General features: G+C 67.9%; 23 protein-coding genes and 1 pseudogene. 4 read left to right on the top strand and 20 right to left on the bottom strand.

Features of this window, described 5'->3' with window-relative positions; all coding sequences use genetic code 11:
• The 6 genes from DW299_RS14730 to trxB form a co-directional block, all read right to left on the bottom strand.
• Window positions 1–1,304: FAD-dependent oxidoreductase (locus DW299_RS14730; RefSeq protein WP_136037026.1), on the bottom strand; the 1,304-nt coding region annotated here is incomplete at its 3' end.
• Between the two features lie 29 nt (window positions 1,305–1,333).
• On the bottom strand, window positions 1,334–1,738 hold the full coding sequence (locus tag DW299_RS14725; RefSeq protein ID WP_029259121.1) for an arsenate reductase ArsC: 405 nt from the start codon (window positions 1,736–1,738) through the stop codon (window positions 1,334–1,336).
• 25 nt (window positions 1,739–1,763) lie between these two features.
• Window positions 1,764–2,756, bottom strand: a complete 993-nt coding sequence (locus tag DW299_RS14720; protein WP_029259120.1) for a metalloregulator ArsR/SmtB family transcription factor — start codon at window positions 2,754–2,756, stop codon at window positions 1,764–1,766.
• Between the two features lie 2 nt (window positions 2,757–2,758).
• Complete coding sequence (gene arsB, locus DW299_RS14715; RefSeq protein ID WP_136037025.1) at window positions 2,759–3,850, bottom strand: ACR3 family arsenite efflux transporter; 1,092 nt, start codon at window positions 3,848–3,850, stop codon at window positions 2,759–2,761.
• A complete protein-coding gene (gene trxA, locus DW299_RS14710; RefSeq protein WP_029259118.1) occupies window positions 3,847–4,173 on the bottom strand; it encodes a thioredoxin in 327 nt (108 codons plus the stop codon). Before trxA ends, arsB begins: the two co-directional genes overlap by 4 nt.
• Window positions 4,170–5,147: a thioredoxin-disulfide reductase gene (gene trxB, locus DW299_RS14705; protein WP_029259117.1), complete on the bottom strand. Its 978-nt coding sequence runs from the start codon at window positions 5,145–5,147 to the stop codon at window positions 4,170–4,172. Before trxB ends, trxA begins: the two co-directional genes overlap by 4 nt.
• 125 nt (window positions 5,148–5,272) lie before the next feature.
• Here trxB and DW299_RS19200 point away from each other — a divergent pair, with 125 nt between their 5' ends.
• A complete protein-coding gene (locus DW299_RS19200) occupies window positions 5,273–5,458 on the top strand; it encodes an arsenate-mycothiol transferase ArsC (RefSeq protein ID WP_051671005.1) in 186 nt (61 codons plus the stop codon).
• A gap of 215 nt (window positions 5,459–5,673) precedes the next feature.
• Here the strand turns inward: DW299_RS19200 and DW299_RS14700 are convergent.
• From DW299_RS14700 to DW299_RS14670, 7 genes and pseudogenes are all read right to left on the bottom strand, one after another.
• Window positions 5,674–6,711 (bottom strand): annotated as a pseudogene (locus tag DW299_RS14700) (YifB family Mg chelatase-like AAA ATPase); the annotation flags it as partial.
• The gene (locus DW299_RS14695) at window positions 6,708–7,070 is read right to left on the bottom strand and encodes a YraN family protein (protein ID WP_136034610.1); all 363 of its coding nucleotides are present in this window, start codon (window positions 7,068–7,070) and stop codon (window positions 6,708–6,710) included. The pseudogene DW299_RS14700 and the gene DW299_RS14695, both read right to left, overlap by 4 nt.
• A 147-nt stretch (window positions 7,071–7,217) precedes the next feature.
• Window positions 7,218–7,544: a DUF2469 family protein gene (locus DW299_RS14690; protein WP_017204525.1), complete on the bottom strand. Its 327-nt coding sequence runs from the start codon at window positions 7,542–7,544 to the stop codon at window positions 7,218–7,220.
• 53 nt (window positions 7,545–7,597) lie between these two features.
• Window positions 7,598–8,257: a ribonuclease HII gene (gene rnhB, locus DW299_RS14685; RefSeq protein ID WP_136037023.1), complete on the bottom strand. Its 660-nt coding sequence runs from the start codon at window positions 8,255–8,257 to the stop codon at window positions 7,598–7,600.
• Window positions 8,254–8,979, bottom strand: a complete 726-nt coding sequence (lepB, locus tag DW299_RS14680) for a signal peptidase I (RefSeq protein ID WP_136034606.1) — start codon at window positions 8,977–8,979, stop codon at window positions 8,254–8,256. Before lepB ends, rnhB begins: the two co-directional genes overlap by 4 nt.
• 118 nt (window positions 8,980–9,097) lie before the next feature.
• The gene (gene rplS, locus DW299_RS14675) at window positions 9,098–9,445 is read right to left on the bottom strand and encodes a 50S ribosomal protein L19 (protein ID WP_136034604.1); all 348 of its coding nucleotides are present in this window, start codon (window positions 9,443–9,445) and stop codon (window positions 9,098–9,100) included.
• A gap of 169 nt (window positions 9,446–9,614) precedes the next feature.
• A complete protein-coding gene (locus tag DW299_RS14670) occupies window positions 9,615–10,103 on the bottom strand; it encodes an MFS transporter permease (protein WP_136037022.1) in 489 nt (162 codons plus the stop codon).
• A 109-nt stretch (window positions 10,104–10,212) separates the two neighbouring features.
• On the opposite strand from DW299_RS14670, the gene map reads away from it, so the two are divergent.
• Window positions 10,213–10,995 (top strand): type I methionyl aminopeptidase, encoded by a 783-nt coding sequence (gene map / locus DW299_RS14665; protein WP_136037021.1) that lies wholly within the window; start codon window positions 10,213–10,215, stop codon window positions 10,993–10,995.
• A gap of 9 nt (window positions 10,996–11,004) precedes the next feature.
• Here map and DW299_RS14660 read toward each other — a convergent pair whose 3' ends face one another.
• From DW299_RS14660 to rpsP, 6 genes are read right to left on the bottom strand one after another with little or no spacing between them, the layout of a single operon-like run.
• Complete coding sequence (locus DW299_RS14660) at window positions 11,005–11,436, bottom strand: pyrimidine dimer DNA glycosylase/endonuclease V (RefSeq protein ID WP_136037020.1); 432 nt, start codon at window positions 11,434–11,436, stop codon at window positions 11,005–11,007.
• Window positions 11,433–12,167, bottom strand: a complete 735-nt coding sequence (locus DW299_RS14655; protein WP_136034596.1) for a class I SAM-dependent methyltransferase — start codon at window positions 12,165–12,167, stop codon at window positions 11,433–11,435. The genes DW299_RS14660 and DW299_RS14655 overlap by 4 nt, the downstream gene beginning before the upstream one ends.
• A gap of 43 nt (window positions 12,168–12,210) precedes the next feature.
• Window positions 12,211–12,918 carry a tRNA (guanosine(37)-N1)-methyltransferase TrmD gene (gene trmD, locus DW299_RS14650; protein WP_136037019.1) on the bottom strand — a complete coding sequence of 236 codons (708 nt, stop codon included), beginning with the start codon at window positions 12,916–12,918 and terminating at the stop codon, window positions 12,211–12,213.
• A gap of 12 nt (window positions 12,919–12,930) precedes the next feature.
• Entirely contained in the window at window positions 12,931–13,539 is a 609-nt protein-coding gene (gene rimM, locus DW299_RS14645; RefSeq protein WP_136034591.1) for a ribosome maturation factor RimM, read from the bottom strand.
• A gap of 1 nt (window position 13,540) precedes the next feature.
• Window positions 13,541–13,771: an RNA-binding protein gene (locus DW299_RS14640; protein WP_136034588.1), complete on the bottom strand. Its 231-nt coding sequence runs from the start codon at window positions 13,769–13,771 to the stop codon at window positions 13,541–13,543.
• Window positions 13,772–13,777: 6 nt separating this feature from the next.
• Window positions 13,778–14,212 carry a 30S ribosomal protein S16 gene (rpsP, locus tag DW299_RS14635; RefSeq protein ID WP_136037018.1) on the bottom strand — a complete coding sequence of 145 codons (435 nt, stop codon included), beginning with the start codon at window positions 14,210–14,212 and terminating at the stop codon, window positions 13,778–13,780.
• Window positions 14,213–14,419: 207 nt separating this feature from the next.
• Between rpsP and DW299_RS14630 the strand changes: the two genes are divergently transcribed.
• Window positions 14,420–15,571 (top strand): glutamate--cysteine ligase, encoded by a 1,152-nt coding sequence (locus DW299_RS14630; protein ID WP_136034584.1) that lies wholly within the window; start codon window positions 14,420–14,422, stop codon window positions 15,569–15,571.
• Between the two features lie 15 nt (window positions 15,572–15,586).
• Here DW299_RS14630 and DW299_RS14625 read toward each other — a convergent pair whose 3' ends face one another.
• Window positions 15,587–16,558, bottom strand: coding sequence for a sugar-binding transcriptional regulator (locus DW299_RS14625; protein ID WP_136034582.1), 972 nt, complete (start codon window positions 16,556–16,558; stop codon window positions 15,587–15,589).
• A gap of 103 nt (window positions 16,559–16,661) precedes the next feature.
• On the opposite strand from DW299_RS14625, the gene DW299_RS14620 reads away from it, so the two are divergent.
• A complete protein-coding gene (locus DW299_RS14620) occupies window positions 16,662–18,371 on the top strand; it encodes a glycerol-3-phosphate dehydrogenase/oxidase (RefSeq protein WP_136037017.1) in 1,710 nt (569 codons plus the stop codon).
• Window positions 18,372–18,454: the final 83 nt, after the last annotated feature.

Below are 18,454 nucleotides of genomic sequence, written 5' to 3'. Positions count from 1 at the left end.
GGGGGCGTGTAGGAGAGGTCGAGGTCGCTCATCGCTGCGACGGTCATGTCGTGGTGCAGGGACGTGGCGTAGGTGTCGATGCGCTTGGAGATCTCGGCGCCGCGGGTGCCGACGAGTTGCGCGCCGAGCAGACGGCCGTCGTTGGTGTCTCCGGTGATGCGGATGCTGATGGGCGTAGCGCCCGGGTAGTACCGCTTGTGGTCGTCCGCGATCGCGGTGTGGCTGTGCGGGGCGAAGCCGGCGGCTGTCGCTTCGTGGTCACGGAGCCCTGTGCGTGCGGCTACGACGTCGAACACCTTCACGACCTGCGTGCCGAGGCTCCCTGCGAATCGGGTGTCACCGCCGATCGCGTTCTCTCCCGCGACGCGTCCTTGCTTATGCGCCGTGGTGCCGAGAGGAAGGTATGTGACGCCGAGCAGGTGGTGGTGGGTGACCACCCCATCGCCGGCCGCCCACACGCTCGGCAGGCCGGTATGCATCTGTTCGTCGACGACGACAGCGCCGCCCGCGCCCGTGGTGGCTCCGGCTGCGGTGAGGAGCCTGGTGTTGGGTCGCACTCCGACGACGACGAGCACCACGTCCGCGGTGCGGGAGAACGGTTCACCGTCATGGGTACCAACAGCAGAAATTCGCCCTGCGTCGCGTGTGACAGCTTCGACGCGGGTGCGGGTGACGACGTCGACGCCGTGTCGGGTGAGTTCATCGTGGACAAGGGAGCCGAGTTCGGGGTCGAGGGTGGAGAGCGCTTCGGGTCCGCGCTGCAGTTGAGTGACCTGGAGGCCGCGCACGGTGAGAGCTTCGGCCATTTCGAGGCCGACGTAACCGGCTCCGACGATGATCGCCGTCTCGGGCTGATGCTCGTCGAGGTACTTCTCGAGCGCGAACGTGTCGCCCATCGAGTGCAATAGGTGCACGCCGTCGTCGGGGCCGAGCTGGTCAAGACCTGCGATTCCGGCGGTTGAAGGGGATGCTCCGGTGCCGACCATGAGTTCGTCGTAGGCGATCGTTGATTCGCTGCCGTTCGCGTCGCGGACCGTGAGTCGTCGGCCTTTGACGTCGATACCTGTGGCGAGGGTGTCCAGGCGGAGGTTCATGCCGGTGGCTTCGAGGTCTGCGTGGGTGCGGTGGGCGAGCGACTGCCAGGGCTGTACCTCGCGGGAGAAGTAGTACGGGATGCCGCAGATGGAGAAGTTTGGGTAGGCGTCGGCCACGACGACGGTGACATCGACGGACGGGTCGAGTTCGCGGGCCCGGAGGGCGGTGGAGATTCCGGCGTCGCTTCCACCGATCGCTACAAGATGCATGACTACCCTTCAGTGCTTGCCATGACAGGTCAGACGAGTTCGCTGACCAGCTGCTCGATGCGCGCACGGATGTCGTCGCGGATCGGGCGGACGGCGTCGATGCCCTGGCCGGCCGGGTCGTCGAGCTTCCAATCCTCGTAGCGCTTGCCTGGGAAGAACGGGCAGGCGTCGCCGCAGCCCATCGTGATGACGACGTCGGAGGCCTGCACGGCCTCCGTGGTGAGCACCTTGGGCTGCTCGGCGGTGATGTCAATCCCGAGCTCGCTCATCGCTTCGACCGCGGTCGGGTTGATCTGGTCTGCGGGCATGGAGCCGGCGGACCGGACTTCGATGCGATCGCCGGCGATGTCGCGGAGGAAGCCTGCGGCCATCTGCGAGCGTCCGGCGTTGTGCACGCAGACGAAGAGGACGGAGGGCTTGGTGGTGTCAGTCATGGTTGCTCCTGGTGAGAGTGGTTGGTCAGGTGAGGAGCTCGTCGACGAGTGCGCGCACCCGTCCGGCGATGTCGTCGCGGATGGCCTCGACCCCGTCGCGGGAGGCGAGGGCGGGGTCGCCGACTGCCCAGTCGTCGTAGCGAACGCCGGGGATGATCGGGCAGACGTCGCCGCAACCCATCGTGATGACAACATCGGCCGCGCGGACGGCATCGTCGGTGAGCGGCTTCGGGAAGCGCTCGGGGGCCAGGTCGCCTTCAATCTCGGCGAGGATCGAGCGGACGTGCGGATGAATGACGTCGGCGGGAGCAGACCCTGCCGAGCGGGCGACGACCTTGCCGCCCGCGAGTTTGTTGACGAGGGCGGCGGCGAGCTGGGAGCGGCCGGCGTTCGCGACGCAGACGAACAGCACCTGGGGTACAGCGGAGTCGCGGTTGCGGGTGAGGTCGGCGAGTCGTTGCCGGGCGAAGCGCTCGGTCAAAGGCACCAGCGCGGAGGTGACTCTGGCGGTGCGCGCGAGGGCGGTGTAGGACTCTCGGACGATGGTGAGAACGACGTTGGGGTCCAGCTCGGGGACTTCCGCGGCGAGCTCGTCGGCGAGATGAGTGACACGGGCGTCGAAGTCGGGTCGTGGCTCATCGTGGCCGTCGGCAACACTCCATGGTGCGAGCGTGGCGGGCGCGAACGATTCCAGCAGGGCCGTGACGGCGCTGCGCCGGTTCGGGTTGATCCGATACCAAACCCAGGTTCCCCTTCGCTCGGAGGTGAGCACATCCACATCCTTGAGCACCTTGAGGTGGTGCGACACGGTCGGCTGGGCGACGTCTGCAAGTTCGGCGAGGTCGCAGACGCACGACTCCCCGCGTGGGTCGGAGGCGATGGCCGACAGCATCCGAAGACGGAGCGGATCCGACAGCGCCTTCAGTGTCGACGCGACTGAAGTGGCCGCATCCACGCCTATGGCGTGGCTGGCGACGGGACTGCAGGTGTCGCCCTGGGGGGTCAGCACGGCGTTCATGTCTACATCCTTTCAGCGGTGAAGGGATCGGTGTGGAACCAGCGGCGGGCTGCCCAGAGCGAGACGTAGACGAGGCCGACCAGGACCGGCACCTCGATCAGCGGGCCTACGACGCCGGCGAGAGCCTGGCCCGACGTCGCGCCGAAGGTGCCGATGGCCACGGCGATGGCGAGTTCGAAGTTGTTGCCGGCAGCGGTGAACGCCAGCGTGGTCGATCGGGCGTAGCCGAGGCCGAGGGCCTTGCCGGTGAAGAGGCCGATGAACCACATGATCGCGAAGTACGCCAGCAACGGGAGTGCGATCCGGGCGACGTCCCACGGGCGGCTCGTGACCTGCTCGCCCTGCAGCGCGAAGAGCAGCACGATGGTGAACAGGAGGCCGTAGAGCGCCCAGGGGCCGATCTTCGGCAGGAAGCGGTCCTCGTACCAGTCGCGTCCCTTCGTGCGCTCTCCGATGAAGCGGGAGGCGAATCCTGCGACGAGGGGGATGCCGAGGAAGATCAGGACGTTCAGTGCGATCTGTCCGATCGAGATATCCAGGCCCTGGGAGTCAAGGCCGAGCCAGCCGGGCAGGACGGTGAGGTAGAACCAGCCGAGGAGTGAGAAGGCGATGAGTTGGAAGACGGAGTTGATGGCGACGAGCACTGCGGCGGCTTCGCGGTCGCCGCAGGCGAGGTCGTTCCAGATGACGACCATGGCGATGCAGCGTGCGAGACCGACGATGATGAGTCCCGTGCGGTATTCGGGCTGGTCGGGCAGGAACGCCCAGGCGAGGGCGAACATCAGCGCCGGGCCGATCAGCCAGTTGAGAGCCAAGGATGAGATCAGGAGCCTCTTGTCGCCCGTGACGGCGGCTACCTTGTCGTAGCGAACCTTCGCGAGGACCGGGTACATCATCACCAGCAGCCCGAGGGCGATCGGGATCGAGATTCCACCGACCTCGAGGCCGGCCAGGAGGTCGGAGACGCCCGGGATGAAGCGGCCGATGACGATTCCGCCGACCATGGCGAGACCGATCCAGAGCGGCAGCCACCGGTCGAGGGTCGACAGTCGGCGGGTGGCCGGTGCGGTGGTGGGTACGGTTGCGGTGCTCATGCGAGGAGCGCCTCCATCTTCTCTGCGATGACGAGCTTCGGGTGGGCGCCGATGAGCATGTCAACGCGTTGGCCTCCCGTGTAGAAGCCGAGGGTGGGGATGGATGTGACGCCGACCGCGGTCACGGTCTCGGGGTTTTGGTCGGCATCGAGTTTGACGATCTTCACGCGGCCGTCGTATTCGGCGGCGAGTTGATCCAGAAGGGGTGCGACCTGCTTGCAGGGCCCACACCAGGTGGCCCAGATGTCGACGACGACGGGGATCTCGGAGTCGAGGACATCTGCCTGGAATGTCGCGTCTGTGACGGGGATGGGCGCGCTCATGCGAAGACCTCCTCGGCCGCAGTCAATGCTGGTGCGGCCTCGTCGAGTGCGGCGAGGTAGTGCTGGGCGTCTTGTGCGGCGGCGCATCCCGTGCCGGCGGCGGTGATCGCCTGGCGGTAGGTGTGGTCGACGAGATCGCCCGCGGCGAAGACTCCAGAGAGGTTCGTGCGGGTGGAGGGGTGGTCGACGAGCACGTATCCATCGGCATCGGTATCGACGAGTCCCGTGACGATCTCGGAGCGCGGATCGTGGCCGATCGCAACGAAGACTCCAGTGACCGGCAGTTGCCGCTCAGCGCCGGTAACGGTGTCGCGCAGCGTGACTGCTTCGACCTTCTCAGCGCCGATGAGGCCAGCGACCGCGCTGTTCCAGGCGATCTGGATCTTCGGGTGATCGAGCACCCGCTGCGCCATGATCTTCGACGCCCGGAACTCACCGCGACGGTGCACGACGGTGACTTTCGACGCGAACCTGGTCAGGAACAGTGCCTCCTCCATCGCAGAGTCTCCGCCGCCGACGACGACGATCTCCTGCTCACGGAAGAAGAAACCGTCGCATGTCGCGCACCAGGAGACACCGTGGCCGGTAAGTCGCTCCTCGTCGGCGATCCCGAGCTTGCGGTATGCCGAGCCCATGGTCAGGATGACGGCACGAGCCCGGAACGTCTCGCCCGCGCCCGTCTCGACCGTCTTGATGGGACCGTCGAGGTCAACGAGGACGGCGTCATCGAGGAGGATACGGGCCCCAAAGCGCTCCGCCTGAGCGCGCATAGACTCCATCAGCTCCGGGCCCTGCACACCGTCGACGAACCCGGGGAAGTTCTCGACCTCGGTCGTGGTCATCAGCGCGCCACCCGCAGTCACGGAACCGGCAAGCACCACAGGTGCGAGACCCGCACGCGCTGCATACACGGCCGCGGTGTAGCCCGCGGGGCCGGACCCGATGATGACCAACTCAACTTCTTGAATCGACATGCGTCTATATTGACATCTGTCGATACCGAATGCAACTGTTGCTGACGGAGTTCACGTGCTCTTCACCTGGCGAACAGATCATGCAGGTTGAGTAATCGAGACAGTCAAGAAACAGAGGACCACAGATGACCCAGCCCAAGACGGCTCTGTTCATATGCAAGCACAATGCGGGGCGCTCCCAACTCGGCGCCCATCTCCTGACACACATCGGCGATGAGCGACTCGTCGCGACGAGCGCGGGAATCAGCCCAGCCGAGGGGATCAACCCGGCTGTCGCAGCATCGCTGCACGAGATGATTCACCTGCCCTAAACGATCGTTTTCGGCTGGGAGACGACTCAGCCATCGCACCTGACCGGACGCGCCTCATCCGACGCGCTTCGTGAGATTCCGATACTCCCGTGAGACAGTCCGACAGCTTTCGTGAGACTGCGACACTCTCCGTGAGATCGGACTAGTCGCCTCTCAAGGACGCATGCGGCTCCCGACCCTGCCCTCTGGACAGTGTTTAGACGTACACAATGGGCCAGGAGTTGGAAGCGGGCAGGGAAACGCGCGGTGAAGCCGGATCGGTGCACGTCCACCACCCCCGATTCCAACGGCTGGCGAAGCGCGTCGAGCGCGACGCGGGAGAACTCCGCCGCCTCGTCGAGGAACAGCACCCCGCGATGCGCACGAGCCACGGCTCCCGGCCTCGCAGAGCGCGATCCTCCGCCGATCAACGCCACGGTGGAAGCCGTATGGTGGGGCGCCTCCAGCGGCGGTCGACGGTCCAGAGCGGTGACGGACTCGCCGCTCAGCGACCGGATCGATGCGACCTCCAGCGCCTCTCGCTCATCGAGCAGCGGCAGGATCCCCGGCAGACGTGCGGCGAGCATGGACTTCCCCGCGCCAGGAGGACCGCTGAGGAGCAGATGATGGCCGCCCGCGGCGGCTGCGATGAGGGCCTCGACCGCCTCGTCCTGTCCGATGACGTCTGCGAGGTCGTGCTCGTCCTCGCGCCGGGAGACGGGGGCCGGAAGCAGGACCGGCTCGACGTCGTCCACGTCCACGGCGGCGCCATGCCAGACGGCGACCTCGGCCAGCGACGCCGCGGACCGCACTTCCACACCGGGAACCAACCGCGCCTCCGGCTCGTTGCCGCGCGGCACCACGACCTGGGTGAACCCCGCCCGCACGGCGGCGAAGACCGCCGGCAGGACGCCGGGCACCGGGCGGATCCTCCCGTCGAGCCCGAGTTCGCCGAGATGTACCGTCCGTCGGACCGCTCGCTGGTTCAGAGTGCCGCCCGTGGCGAGGCTGGCGATCGCGATGGCGAGGTCGAAGGCCGAGCCGTGCTTCGGGAGACTGGCCGGCGACAGGTTGACGGTGAGACGGCGCCGTGGGAGATCCAGCCCGGAGTTCTGACAGGCGTTGTGGACTCGCTGTACGGCCTCGCCGAGCGACTTGTCCGGAAGCCCGATGATGCGGAACTCGGGCGTCTGATTGGACAGATCGGCCTCCACCTCGACGAGGTGTCCGACAGCACCGTTGAGGGCGACGGACCAGGTGCGCGCGGTGGTCACGCGATGTCCTCGAGATGGTCGACGACGCCCTGCGCGGCGTCCGGACCGGTGATCCCGATCGCCTCGAGCCGCAGCGCCAGGCCCGCCGCCGCATCCGCGTGCGCGGCCCGCCAGGCGTACGCGAGCTGCCAGAGACGACGGCGTTTCCGTGCATCGATCGCCTCGAGCGGATGCCCGAATGCGGCGCTCCGCCGTGTCTTCACCTCGACGATCGCGAGCCATCCGTCCCGCCGGGCGACGATGTCGATCTCGCCCTGCGCACACCGCCAGTTCCGGTCGAGGATGGTGTACCCGCGGTATCGGAGGTACTCCGCCGCACGTTGTTCGCCCGCTCGTCCGAGCTCGTCTTTCGCTGCCATGCGGAGAGGATCCCGCACTCCCGCCCTGCGCCGTGGGGCTGTCGGGCTTTGCGAGGGAGGCCGCGGAGAAGACCCTCGTTCCTGCGGTCGGTGCAGAACGGGAGTCGCAGCCGACCGGCGGGTCGGGACCTCTCCGACGGCGTCAGGTCACTCGCCGTCGAGGGACAACTCCTGCGGGAGCTCAAACTCGCGTCGCTGCAGTTCCTCGACGTTGACGTCCTTGAAGGTGAGGACCCGCACGGCCTTCACGAAGCGGTCCGCGCGATAGATGTCCCAGACCCAGACATCGCTCATGGAGATCTCGAAGTAGAAGTCGTGCTCGGTGTCGCGTCGCACGACGTTGACCTCGTTGGCGAGGTAGAAGCGCCGCTCGGTCTCGACCACGTACTGGAACTGCGAGACGACGTCGCGGTACTCACGGAACAGCGCCAGCTCGAGCTCGCGGTCGTAGTCGTCGAAGGCTTCCTCATCCATGATGACTCCATCCTATGGCGGCGGACCGCACGGAGCGGTATCCGCGGGCGCCCTCAGAAGAGCGTCGGGGCATCGGCGATCGCCCAGGACGACCGGTGGAACGGTGACAGGCCCAGAGCGCGGATGGCGTCCCGATGCTCGGGGCTCGCGTAGCCCTTGTTCCGATCCCACTGATAGCCGCTATGACCCTCGTGCAGCTCGGCCATGTGCCCGTCGCGTGCGACCTTGGCGATCACGGAGGCGGCCGACACGGAGGCGCAGTCGCGGTCGGCCTTGACCACCGGCCGCACACGGAGAGGGACGGGATGGACGCGGGACACGTAGTCATGATTCCCATCGAGCAGCACCAGCGCATTCTCGAGGGCGGCCCCCTGGTCTACCACGGCCTGAACGGCCCGCGACGCGGCGAGACCGAGCGCCCGCATGATCCCCACCTCGTCGACCTCCCTCGCCGTCGCCCAGCCGACGGCGGAGGCCTGGACCCACGCCGCGGCGCGCGCAGCCACCTCAGGGCGCCGTCGTTCCGTGACGAGTTTCGAGTCGCGCAGGCCCTCGGGAACCCGCCGGCGCGCTCCCTTGGCGTCCATCACGGCGGCCCCCACGGCGACCGGCCCCGCGAGGGCACCGCGACCGACCTCGTCGAGCGCGATGATCAGCTCGCATTCGCCGAGGAGCCGTCGCTCGAGCGTCAGACGGGGCGCGACGACGGTCATTCCGACTCCGGTACCCCGTTGAAGATCTCGTGATGCCCGTCGATCGTGCCGAACCGATCGAGCGGCCAGGTCGTCAGGAACGCCTTGCCGACGATGTTGCCGACGGGCACGAAGCCGCCGCTCGGGAGATCCTGGTGGGCGCGCGCGTCTCGCGAGCGATCGCGGTTGTCGCCCAGGAGCCACACCGAGTCCTCAGGCACGACCACGTCGAACGGCTCGTTGGAGGCGGCGGTGTCGCCCTGCGGGAGGTTGAGGTATCCGAGCTCGTCGATCGGTGCACCATTGATCGTGATCTGCCCCAGCGCGTTGCAGCACACCACGTGGTCGCCCGCGACCCCGATCACGCGCTTGACGAGATGGTCCTGCGAGTCCGTCGCCGAGATACCCACGAAGTTCAGCACCCAATCCACGGCCTGGATCAGAGGCGGCTGCGCCGGTGTCTGCACTTGACCGTCGAGCCATCCCCCGGGGTCCTTGAACACGACCACGTCGCCCCGCTCGTAGCCGGTCCAGCGTGGGGTCAGCTCGTCGACGAGGATCCTGTCGTTGATGAGCAGCGTCCGCTCCATCGAGGCCGAGGGGATGTAGAACGAGCGGACGACGAACGTCTTGATGACGAACGACACCAGCGCCGCGATCAGGACGATCACCAGCACATCACGGAGGAAGACCAGGAACCCGCGGCGCCTTCTCGTCGGACGTGCGGACGGAGAGTCAGTCATCTGGTTCCTTCTCGAGTGGAGCACCGTTGGCACACGGCAGTAACAAGGGTCGCACACCCCGCGCACGACAAAGCACCCCGGGACATCGTGTCCCGGGGTGCTGTGAGGAAGCTGCGACTCAGTTGTCGCGCTTCTCCTTGATCTTCGCCTTCTTGCCACGCAGCTCGCGCAGGTAGTAGAGCTTCGCACGACGAACGTCACCGCGCGTGACGACCTCGATGTGGTCGATCACCGGGGAGTGCACGGGGAAGGTGCGCTCCACGCCCACCTGGAAGCTGATCTTGCGGACCGTGAAGGTCTCGCGCACGCTGTCGCCCTGGCGGCCGATGACGACGCCCTGGAAGACCTGGATACGGGAGCGGTTGCCCTCGGTGATGTTGACGTGCACCTTGACGGTGTCACCGGGGAAGAACTCGGGGATGTCGGAACGGAGCGAAGCCGCGTCGACGGCGTCGAGGATCTGCATGATCGTCTCTCTCTGCACTCGCCACAGGTCGGATGCATGATGATGGAAGGAACAAGAACGGGTGTGTGCTGAACGGCGCTGACGCGTCCGCGGGCTCCCCTGAGGCAGAGCCGGTCACGGCACAAGAATCCATTCTGCCACGGATGGCAGATGCGACCAAAACGGTCACTCAGTCCCGGGGATCACTCTCGCGCACGACGATGATCTCATGGGGCTCCGCGCGCACGGTCGGCTCGTCCGCGGCGGGGATCGTGGACCATGTGATGGTCTCTCTGATGCGCGCCCCACTGCCACGGGCCTCGTTCCACAGCTGCCACAGCTGCAGCCAGACGAGCGCGATCCCGACGACGATCGCCGCCGCGAGCAACCAGCCGAACGCGCCGTCGATGAAGAATCCCACCGCGATGGTGAGGCCGTGCCACAGCGCGAAGCCGGCGACATCCCACCAGGACCCGGCACGCTCAGCGCGGACCGACGGCCGCGAACGCGTGAGCAGTGTGAGCAGGAGCTGCCCGATGAAGACGGACGGCATCGCGATGAGCAACACCCACAGGATGGCCCAGCCGCCCTGGAACACGCCCCAGCCGACGAGGAGCCACAGCGGGAGCACGAAGGCAGACGGCAGGAGCCACCGGAAGAACGCCTGACGCAACCACATGCTCCGATGCTACGTCGATCGCCCCTCGTCGGGTCAGCGTGTTCGCTCTGAGCGCTCGGCTCCCCTGGGCGCTTCGATCAGGGAGAATGGAGGAAACGAGAGGACACCCATGATCGAACTGCGCACCCCTGCCGAGATCGACGAGATGCGCGCGGCAGGCCGGTTCGTCGCCGAGACCCTGGCGACCCTGCGCGACGAGACGAAAGTGGGCACCAACCTTCTGGCGATCGACCGTCGCGCCCACGACATGATCCGCAGAGCGGGCGCGGAGTCCTGCTACATCGACTACCACCCGTCCTTCGGGGCGAGCCCCTTCGGCAAGGTCATCTGCACCTCCGTGAACGACGCGGTCCTGCACGGCCTCCCCCACGACTACACCCTGCGCGACGGCGATCTGGTCACCCTCGACTTCGCGGTCTCCGTCGACGGATGGGTGGCCGACTCCGCCGTCTCGTTCGTGGTCGGCACGCCGCGCGACGAGGACCTGCGTTTGATCGACACCACCGAGCGGGCTCTCACGGCCGCGATCGAGACCTCTGTCGTGGGCAACCGCATCGGCGACATCTCCGCTGCGATCGCCGACGTCGCCCACGGCGAGGGCTACTCCATCAACACCGACTTCGGCGGGCACGGCGTCGGACGCACCATGCACGGAGACCCGCATGTGGCGAACGACGGCAGAGCGGGCCGCGGCTTCCCGCTCCGCGCCGGCCTGGTCCTGGCTCTCGAGCCGTGGTTCCTCGCGACCACCGACGAGCTCGTGACCGACCCCGACGGCTGGACGCTGCGCAGCGTCGACGGCTCCCGCGGTGCGCATTCGGAGCACACCATCGCGATCACGGATGACGGGCCGATCATCCTCACCGACCGTTCCTTCCTCGGCGTCGACTGACCCGCGACGTCACGCCCGTTCCCACGACGCCACGGGGCCCTCGACCACGACGAACAGCGGATGAGGCGCCGGACAGTGCGTGTGCGCATGCAGGGCCAGGCGGTCCGGGCTTCGGGCGGCGAGCTTGGCACGCAGATGGCGCCACTCGAGGTCGAGTTGACCGGTGGTGACCTCGAGGGGCGGCACAGTGGTGCCGAGGGTACGGATGCGCGAGCGATCGAAGCGGTAGCCACGCGCGTCAGCCTCGTCCGCAAGACCGCGCAGATAGGCCGACACCGCCGTCGACGGCTCGGGTGCCTCGCGGAAGCGCGCCAGCTGCGGGTGCTCGCGATAGCCCTTCGTCGTTCCGGCGAGCACAGCCTGAGCGAGCAGGGTCTCGCGCCAGCACGCCACGAGGCCCTGCCGGTCGAGGTACACCGGATGCAACGACCAGATCCTCATGCGCGCCGGTAGCGGAAGACGTCAGTCAGATGCGGAAGGTCGAAGGCCGCCCTGCCCGCCGTCTCCGGGCTGTCGTCGAGCACGGCCTCGATCGCATCACGCATCGCGCGGCGCCCGGACTCGTTCGCGACGAGATAGCTGCTGACCGTGGCCCACCGGGCGACGTAGCCGGCACGGCTGATCCGTTCCTTCCAGCGGATCTCGTGGTGCCCGACGAAGTCGAAGCCCGGCAGCTCCACGGCGGTCGCGGTCGTGGCATCGGCATCGCCCACGGCCGGGTGCGCGATGCGGTGACATGCGACGTCCCACGCGCACGTCGGATCCGCGCGATTCCAGAGCAGACCCAGCACACCCGTCGGCACCAGCACCCGCGCGATCTCCGCCGCGGCCGTGTCTCGGTCGAACCAGTGGAAGGCCTGCGCAACGCAGACCGCGTCGACGGCGCCGTCGCCCAGGGGGATGCGCTCAGCCGTACCGTCGAGAGCGCTGACCGTTGGCAGCTTGGACCGAAGCACCTCGCGCATCGGCGCGGAAGGCTCGACGGCCACCACGCGATCCGCGCGCTCGAGCAGGAGCTCGGTGAACTTGCCCGTCCCCGCGCCGAGGTCGAGCACCGTAGGAACCGCGGCGGGGAGGATGGCTTCGACCGCTGCGACGGGGAATCCCGGCCGATGACGGTCGTACTCCTCGCCGATCGTCTCGAACGACTGCGCGAGTGCCCTGTCCACCATGCTCCGACGCTAACAGGTGCGCGACACGCGTTCGGAGGTCGGTTCAGGCCTCCGCCGGTGGCAGGAGGTCCGGCCGACGGCGCCGAGTCCGTTCGATCTGCTGTTCGCGGCGCCAGGCCGCGATCGCCCCGTGGTTGCCGCTGAGCAGCACCTCCGGCACCGCACGCTCGCGCCAGACCGAGGGCTTCGTGTACGACGGGTACTCCAGCAGCCCGTCCTCGTGCGACTCCTCGACGAGGCTCTCCGGATTGCCGACGACACCGGGGATGAGCCGTCCGACAGCCTCGATCATCGCCATCGCGGCGACCTCGCCGCCGTTCAGCACGTAGTCGCCGAGGCTGATCAACCGGACCTCGCCCAGGCCGGACGCGTACTCGAAGACGCGCTCGTCGATCCCCTCGTAGCGGCCGCAACCGAACACGAGATGTCCCCGCGTCGAGAGATCGCGCGCCGTCGCCTGCGTGAAGACCTCCCCCGCCGGAGACGGGAAGATGAAGGTGGGAGCTTCGGTGCCGGACACGTCGGAACCGGCGATCTCATCGAGGGCGAGCCCCCACGGCTCCGGCTTCATGACCATGCCCGCTCCCCCGCCGTACGGGGTGTCGTCGACCGTGCGATGGCGGTCGTGCGTCCAGTCGCGGAGGTCGTGGACGCGCAGATCGAGCAGACCGGTGTGCCGCGCCTTTCCGAGCAGCGACAGCGTCAGGCCGTCGAAGTACGACGGGAAGATGGAGACGACATCGATGCGCACGGGGGAACCGTATCAGCGCGATTCGGAAGCGTCGTCCGCCTCCGTCGACTCGTCCGCCTGGGCATCCTCCGAGTCGGGGAGTTCCTCGAACAGACCGGACGGGGGCGTCACGATGACGCGGCCGCCCGCGACATCGACGGTCGGCACGATCGCCTCGACGAACGGCACCATGATCTCCTGCTCGCCCGCCTTCACGATGAGGAGGTCCTGGGCGGGGAAGTGATCGACGCGGACGACGCGACCGACCACGGTCTCGTCGCGGACGACGTCGAGTCCGACCAGCTGGTGGTCGAACCAGGCGTTCTCCTCGACCTCGTCCTCGTCCTGATCGATCCAGAGGATCGCGCGCACGAGGCTCTCGGCGGCCGTGCGGTCGTCGACGTCGTCGAAGAACACGACCGGGTTCCCGTTCATCACGCGGTACTCGCGGACGGTGATCTCCTTGCCGTGCCACGGAGATGCCTCGGGCACCTGCAACGTGAACACGGCCCCCGGGGTGAATCGGCCCTCGGGGTTGTCGGTGTACAGCTCCAGCTTCAGGGCGCCCTTCAGCCCGTGCGCCTTGACGAGCCGTCCGACGCGAAGCTGGTTCCTGCCCTGGCTGCGGTCCTTCGCCACCACGTCAGTCGTCCGCGACGTCGACACGAACGCGACGCCCGTCCGCGAGAGCGCTGACGAGAGTGCGCAGGGCTTTGGCCGTGCGGCCGCCGCGCCCGATCACGCGTCCACGGTCGTCGGGGTGCACACGCACCTCGAGGAGGTCGCCTCGCGGCGAGGTGGATTCGGTGATGCGCACATCCTCCGGGTGATCGACGATCCCCTTGACAATGTGCTCGAGCGCGGCGGCAAGCACGATGGATTACTCGGCGTCGGCGGCGGGAGCCTCGGCGGCCTCCGCGTCGGCGTCAGCGGCGGGAGCCTCCTCAGCGGGAGCCTCCTTCTTCTCCGCCTTCGGCTTGATGACCGACTTCTTCGAGGAGTCGGCCTCGAACGCCGTCTTCTCCTCGGCGACCTTGAGCGTGGACTTCGCGTCCTTGTCGCCCTTGAAGATGCCCCAGTCGCCCGTGATCTTGAGGATGGCGGTGACCTGCTCGGTCGGCTGAGCGCCGACGGACAGCCAGTACTGCGCACGCTCGGAGTCGACCTCGATGAAGGAGGGCTCCTCGGTGGGGTGGTACTTGCCGATCTCCTCGATCACACGACCGTCGCGCTTGGTGCGCGAGTCGGCGACGACGATGCGGTAGTAAGGCGCGCGGATCTTGCCCAGGCGCTTGAGACGAATCTTGACAGACACGATTCTCCTGAATGGTGTGGAAGGAAACGAACCGATCGCCTGGAGAGTGGGGTGCACACCCGGCGGAAGCTCAATAGGGAGGACGAATGCTGGATAGAGGGTCGAGCACGTCGTCCGACCCTCTATTCTGCCAGATGCACCGGCCCCGCGCGAAACGCGGCGACACGGCGTGGCCGCGTGTCGGCGACGCCGTGTCAGACTGTGGTCGTGCAGCTCGACTTCGCCGCTTCGGCCCGCTCCACCGTCGGTCTCGAATGGGAGATCATGCTCGCCGATCCCGCGACCGGCGATCTGGTCGGCCGCGCGCCCGAGCTCCTCGCCGCGCTGGAAGCGGAGAGCGAGGATGAACGCCACACCGTGACCGGGGAGCTCCTCACGAACACGATCGAGGTCACGAGCGGCATCGGCGACTCGGTGGCCCACGCGGTCGACGACATCGCCAACGCCATCTCCGCGGTCCGGGCCTCCACCGACCCGGCGGGGATCGAGCTCCTCTCCGCCGGCAGCCACCCGTTCGCGCAATGGTTCGATCAGCAGGTGACGGACAAGACCCGGTATCACACCCTCATCGAGCGCACCCAGTGGTGGGGACGCAACATGATGATCTGGGGCATCCACGTGCACGTGGGCGTGGAGGACCAGCGCAAGGTGTTCCCGATCATCAACGCCCTGTCCGCCTACCTCCCCCACCTCCAGGCTCTGTCGGCGTCGAGCCCGTTCTGGGCCGGGGAGCGCACGGGATACGCCTCCAACCGCGCCCTGGTGTTCCAGCAGCTTCCGACCGCTGGGCTCCCCTGGCCGCTGCGCGACTGGGCACAGTTCGAGCGGTACCTCGACGACATGGTCCGCACGGGCGTCATGGCCGACGCGACAGAGGTGCGCTGGGACATCCGCCCCGCACCGCGCTGGGGCACGATCGAGGTGAGGGCGTGCGACGGGCTGTCCACGCTGTCCGAGATGGCCGCCGTCGCGGCGCTCGTGCAGGTGCTGGTCGAGCACTTCTCGCGGCTGCTGGACGAGGGCGCCGCGCTTCCCGAGCTGCCCGCCTGGTACCACCGGGAGAACAAGTGGCGCGCCGCCCGCTACGGCCTCGACGCGCGCGTGATCGTCGACGCGATCGGAACTCAGCGCCTCGTAGGAGATCATCTGGCGGAGAAGATCGAAGAGCTCGCCCCGGTCGCGGTCGAGCTCGGCTGCGGGCGGGAGTTCGCGAGCATCGGCGGCATCCTCGAGGGAGGCGCGAGCTATGCGCGTCAGTTGGCCGTCGCCGACGCGACGGACGGCGACCTCGCCGCGGTCGTGCAGCACCTGATCCGCGAGTTCCGCTCGGGGCCGGAGTCGTCGATCGACGGCGAGTGACGCCCCGTCGGCGGTTCAGTCCTCGATGAGCCGGCGCGCGAGGCCCTCGTCGAGCACGACGTCGGTGATGAGCTCCGCGGCGATCGCCGCCCGCAGGCTCGCGAGCTTCGGCACCCCGGACACGACGCACACCCGCCGGGGCACGCGCCGCAGACGGTCGAGGCCCGGCCCGGTCGCCCTGGCGTTGACACGGATGTCGCGCCACGAGCCATCCGCGCGGAAGAACACGGTCGCGACGTCGCCGATCGCGTGATCCTCGCGGAGGCTCCGGTAGTCCTCACGCCCCAGATACCCGCCGACGTAGACGCGACTGGGGACCTCTGCCGCGGGCGAGCCGAGGCTGAACACCGCGATGTCCATCTTCGCCTGGAGGTCGAGCACCCGCCGTGTGCTGCGCTCCCGCCACATCGCCTCTCGCGTCGCGGGGTCGTCGAAGAAGGCCGGGACCGGGAACTGCTGCACCTGCGCGCCGAACGCACTGCCGAAGCGCTGCAGGATGTCGCTGGAGTACTCCACACCGCTGGTCTGCGTGTTGCCGGCGCCGTTGAGCTGCACGAACGTGGTGTTGTGCGTCTCCTTCTGCGTGAGACCACGGCTGACGGCACTGATGGTCGATCCCCACGCCACGCCCACGATCATGTTGGAGTCGACGAACTGAGACAGGAGTCGTCCCGCCGTCAGGGCGACGCGCTCCAGCCGCTCCACCTCGCTCACGATCTCGGCCATCGGCACCACGTGTGCGACGACGCGGTGGCGATCGCGGATGCGCTGTTCGAGCATGCCGAGCCGTTCGAGCGGTGAGTTGATGCGGATGTCGACGAGTCCGCTCTCCCGCGCGAAGCTCAGCAGCCGTGAGACCGAGGACCGCGACGTGCCGAGCTCCGTGGCGATGACCTCCATGGTCTTGTCCTGCATGTAGTAGAGCTGAGCGGCGGTGAGCGCCGCGATCAGCTTGCTGTCGCGGGATTGCGCGCCGGAACCTGCCATGACTTCCTCCTGTCCTTCGATCCTTGCACATATGTGCAGCGGACTTGCGCGCCCACGTCAGACGGGTCGATGCTGGTGGCAAGCAAGGAAGAGAGGGTCGACGATGATCGATTCCACACACGCGTCCCCCGAGCGCGCGGACGTCCGCGCTGTCCGCGAGTCCGGACGCACCACCGTCCTCGTCATCGGCGGTGGCATCAACGGCATCTCCACGTTCCGCGACCTGGCGTTGCAGGGGGTCGATGTCCTCCTGGTCGAGCGCGGCGACTTCGCGTCCGGGGCCTCCGCCGCCTCCAGCCACATGATCCACGGGGGCATCCGCTACCTGGAGAACGGCGAGTTCCGCCTCGTCCGCGAATCGGTGGAGGAGCGCAACGGTCTGCTCAAGATCGCGCCGCACTACGTCAAGCCGCTGCAGACCACGATCCCGATCTACTCGACGTTCTCGGGCATCCTCTCCGCGCCGCTCCGCTTCCTCACCCACAAGAGCGGCAAGCCGAAGGAGCGCGGAGCGTTCCTGATCAAGGTCGGCCTCACGATCTACGACACCTTCTCGCGCGACGGCGGCACCGTGCCGCGCCACCGCTTCCTCGGACGTAAGAAGTCGCTCGCTGAACTGCCGTCGCTCGACCCGGACATCAAGTACACCGCGACGTACTACGACGCCTCGATGCACGACCCGGAGCGACTCGCCCTCGACGTGCTGCAGGACGGGCGCGCCGCGCACCCCGGCGCCGTGGCTCTCAACTACGTCGAGGCGGTCGGTCGCGACGGCGACAGCGTGCTGCTGCGCGACCGCGAGAGCGGCACCGAGTTCGCCGTGTCCGCCGACGTGATCGTCAACGCGTCCGGCCCCTGGACCGACCTCACCAACGAGGAGCTCGGCCTCCAGAGCCGTTTCATGGGCGGCACCAAGGGCTCGCACATCGTGCTGGACCACCCGGAGCTGCTGGACGCCACCCGCGGCCGCGAGATCTTCTTCGAGCACTCCGACGGCCGCATCGTGCTGATCTATCCGCTGAAGGGCCGAGTGCTCGTCGGCACCACGGACATCGACGCCGACCCGCGCGAGGTCCCGGTGTGCACCGAGGAGGAGATCGACTACTTCTTCGACCTCATCCACCACGTGTTCCCGACGATCTCGGTGACCCGCGAGCAGATCGTCTACAACTTCTCTGGCATCCGCCCGCTCCCCCGCCACGAGGACACGGCCCCCGGGTTCGTCTCGCGCGACTACCGGGTCGAGGTCGACCGCCAGGGCGCCGTCCCGCTGGTGAGCCTGGTCGGTGGCAAGTGGACCACGTTCCGCGCGCTCGGCGAATCGCTGTCCAACCAGGTGCTCGACCTCCTGGGTCGCACGCGCACGGTGTCGACCGCGGGTCGTGCCATCGGCGGCGGACGCGAGTTCCCGCGCACCGAGAAGGCCAAGCGCATCTGGATCCAGGAGAACCTGCCGGGCGCCGGAGCACGTGCCGAGCAGCTGCTGGCCCGCTACGGCACGCGGGCGGCCGAGGTCTGGGCGCACGTCGAGCAGGGGCCGGACGCGCCCCTCGCCGGCGGCGACCTCTCCACACGGGAGCTCGAATGGATGGTGCAGAACGAGATGGTCGCACGGCTGGAGGACGTGATCCTGCGCCGCACCAGCATCGCCTTCACGGGCGGCGCCAACGCCGAGGTGCTCGACGAGATCGCTGAGGCGCTCGCTCCCCTCCTCGGCTGGGACCGCGAGCGGCACGATGCCGAAGTCGAGCAGACCCGCCTCCTCCTCAACGAACGACACGGACTCCACCTTCCGTCCCGCGCCCGCGGCTGACGGAAGTCCGACCACCGCCCTCCTTGCGGTGCTACCCCCATAGGGGGTCGGGGCAGAGGGGCCCCGACCCGTAAGAAAGGTCA

The sequence above is a fragment of the Microbacterium sp. K35 genome (genome assembly GCF_004794375.1).
Classification (GTDB): Bacteria; Actinomycetota; Actinomycetes; order Actinomycetales; family Microbacteriaceae; genus Microbacterium; species Microbacterium sufflavum.
This window is presented reverse-complemented; position numbering and strand designations above follow the sequence as displayed.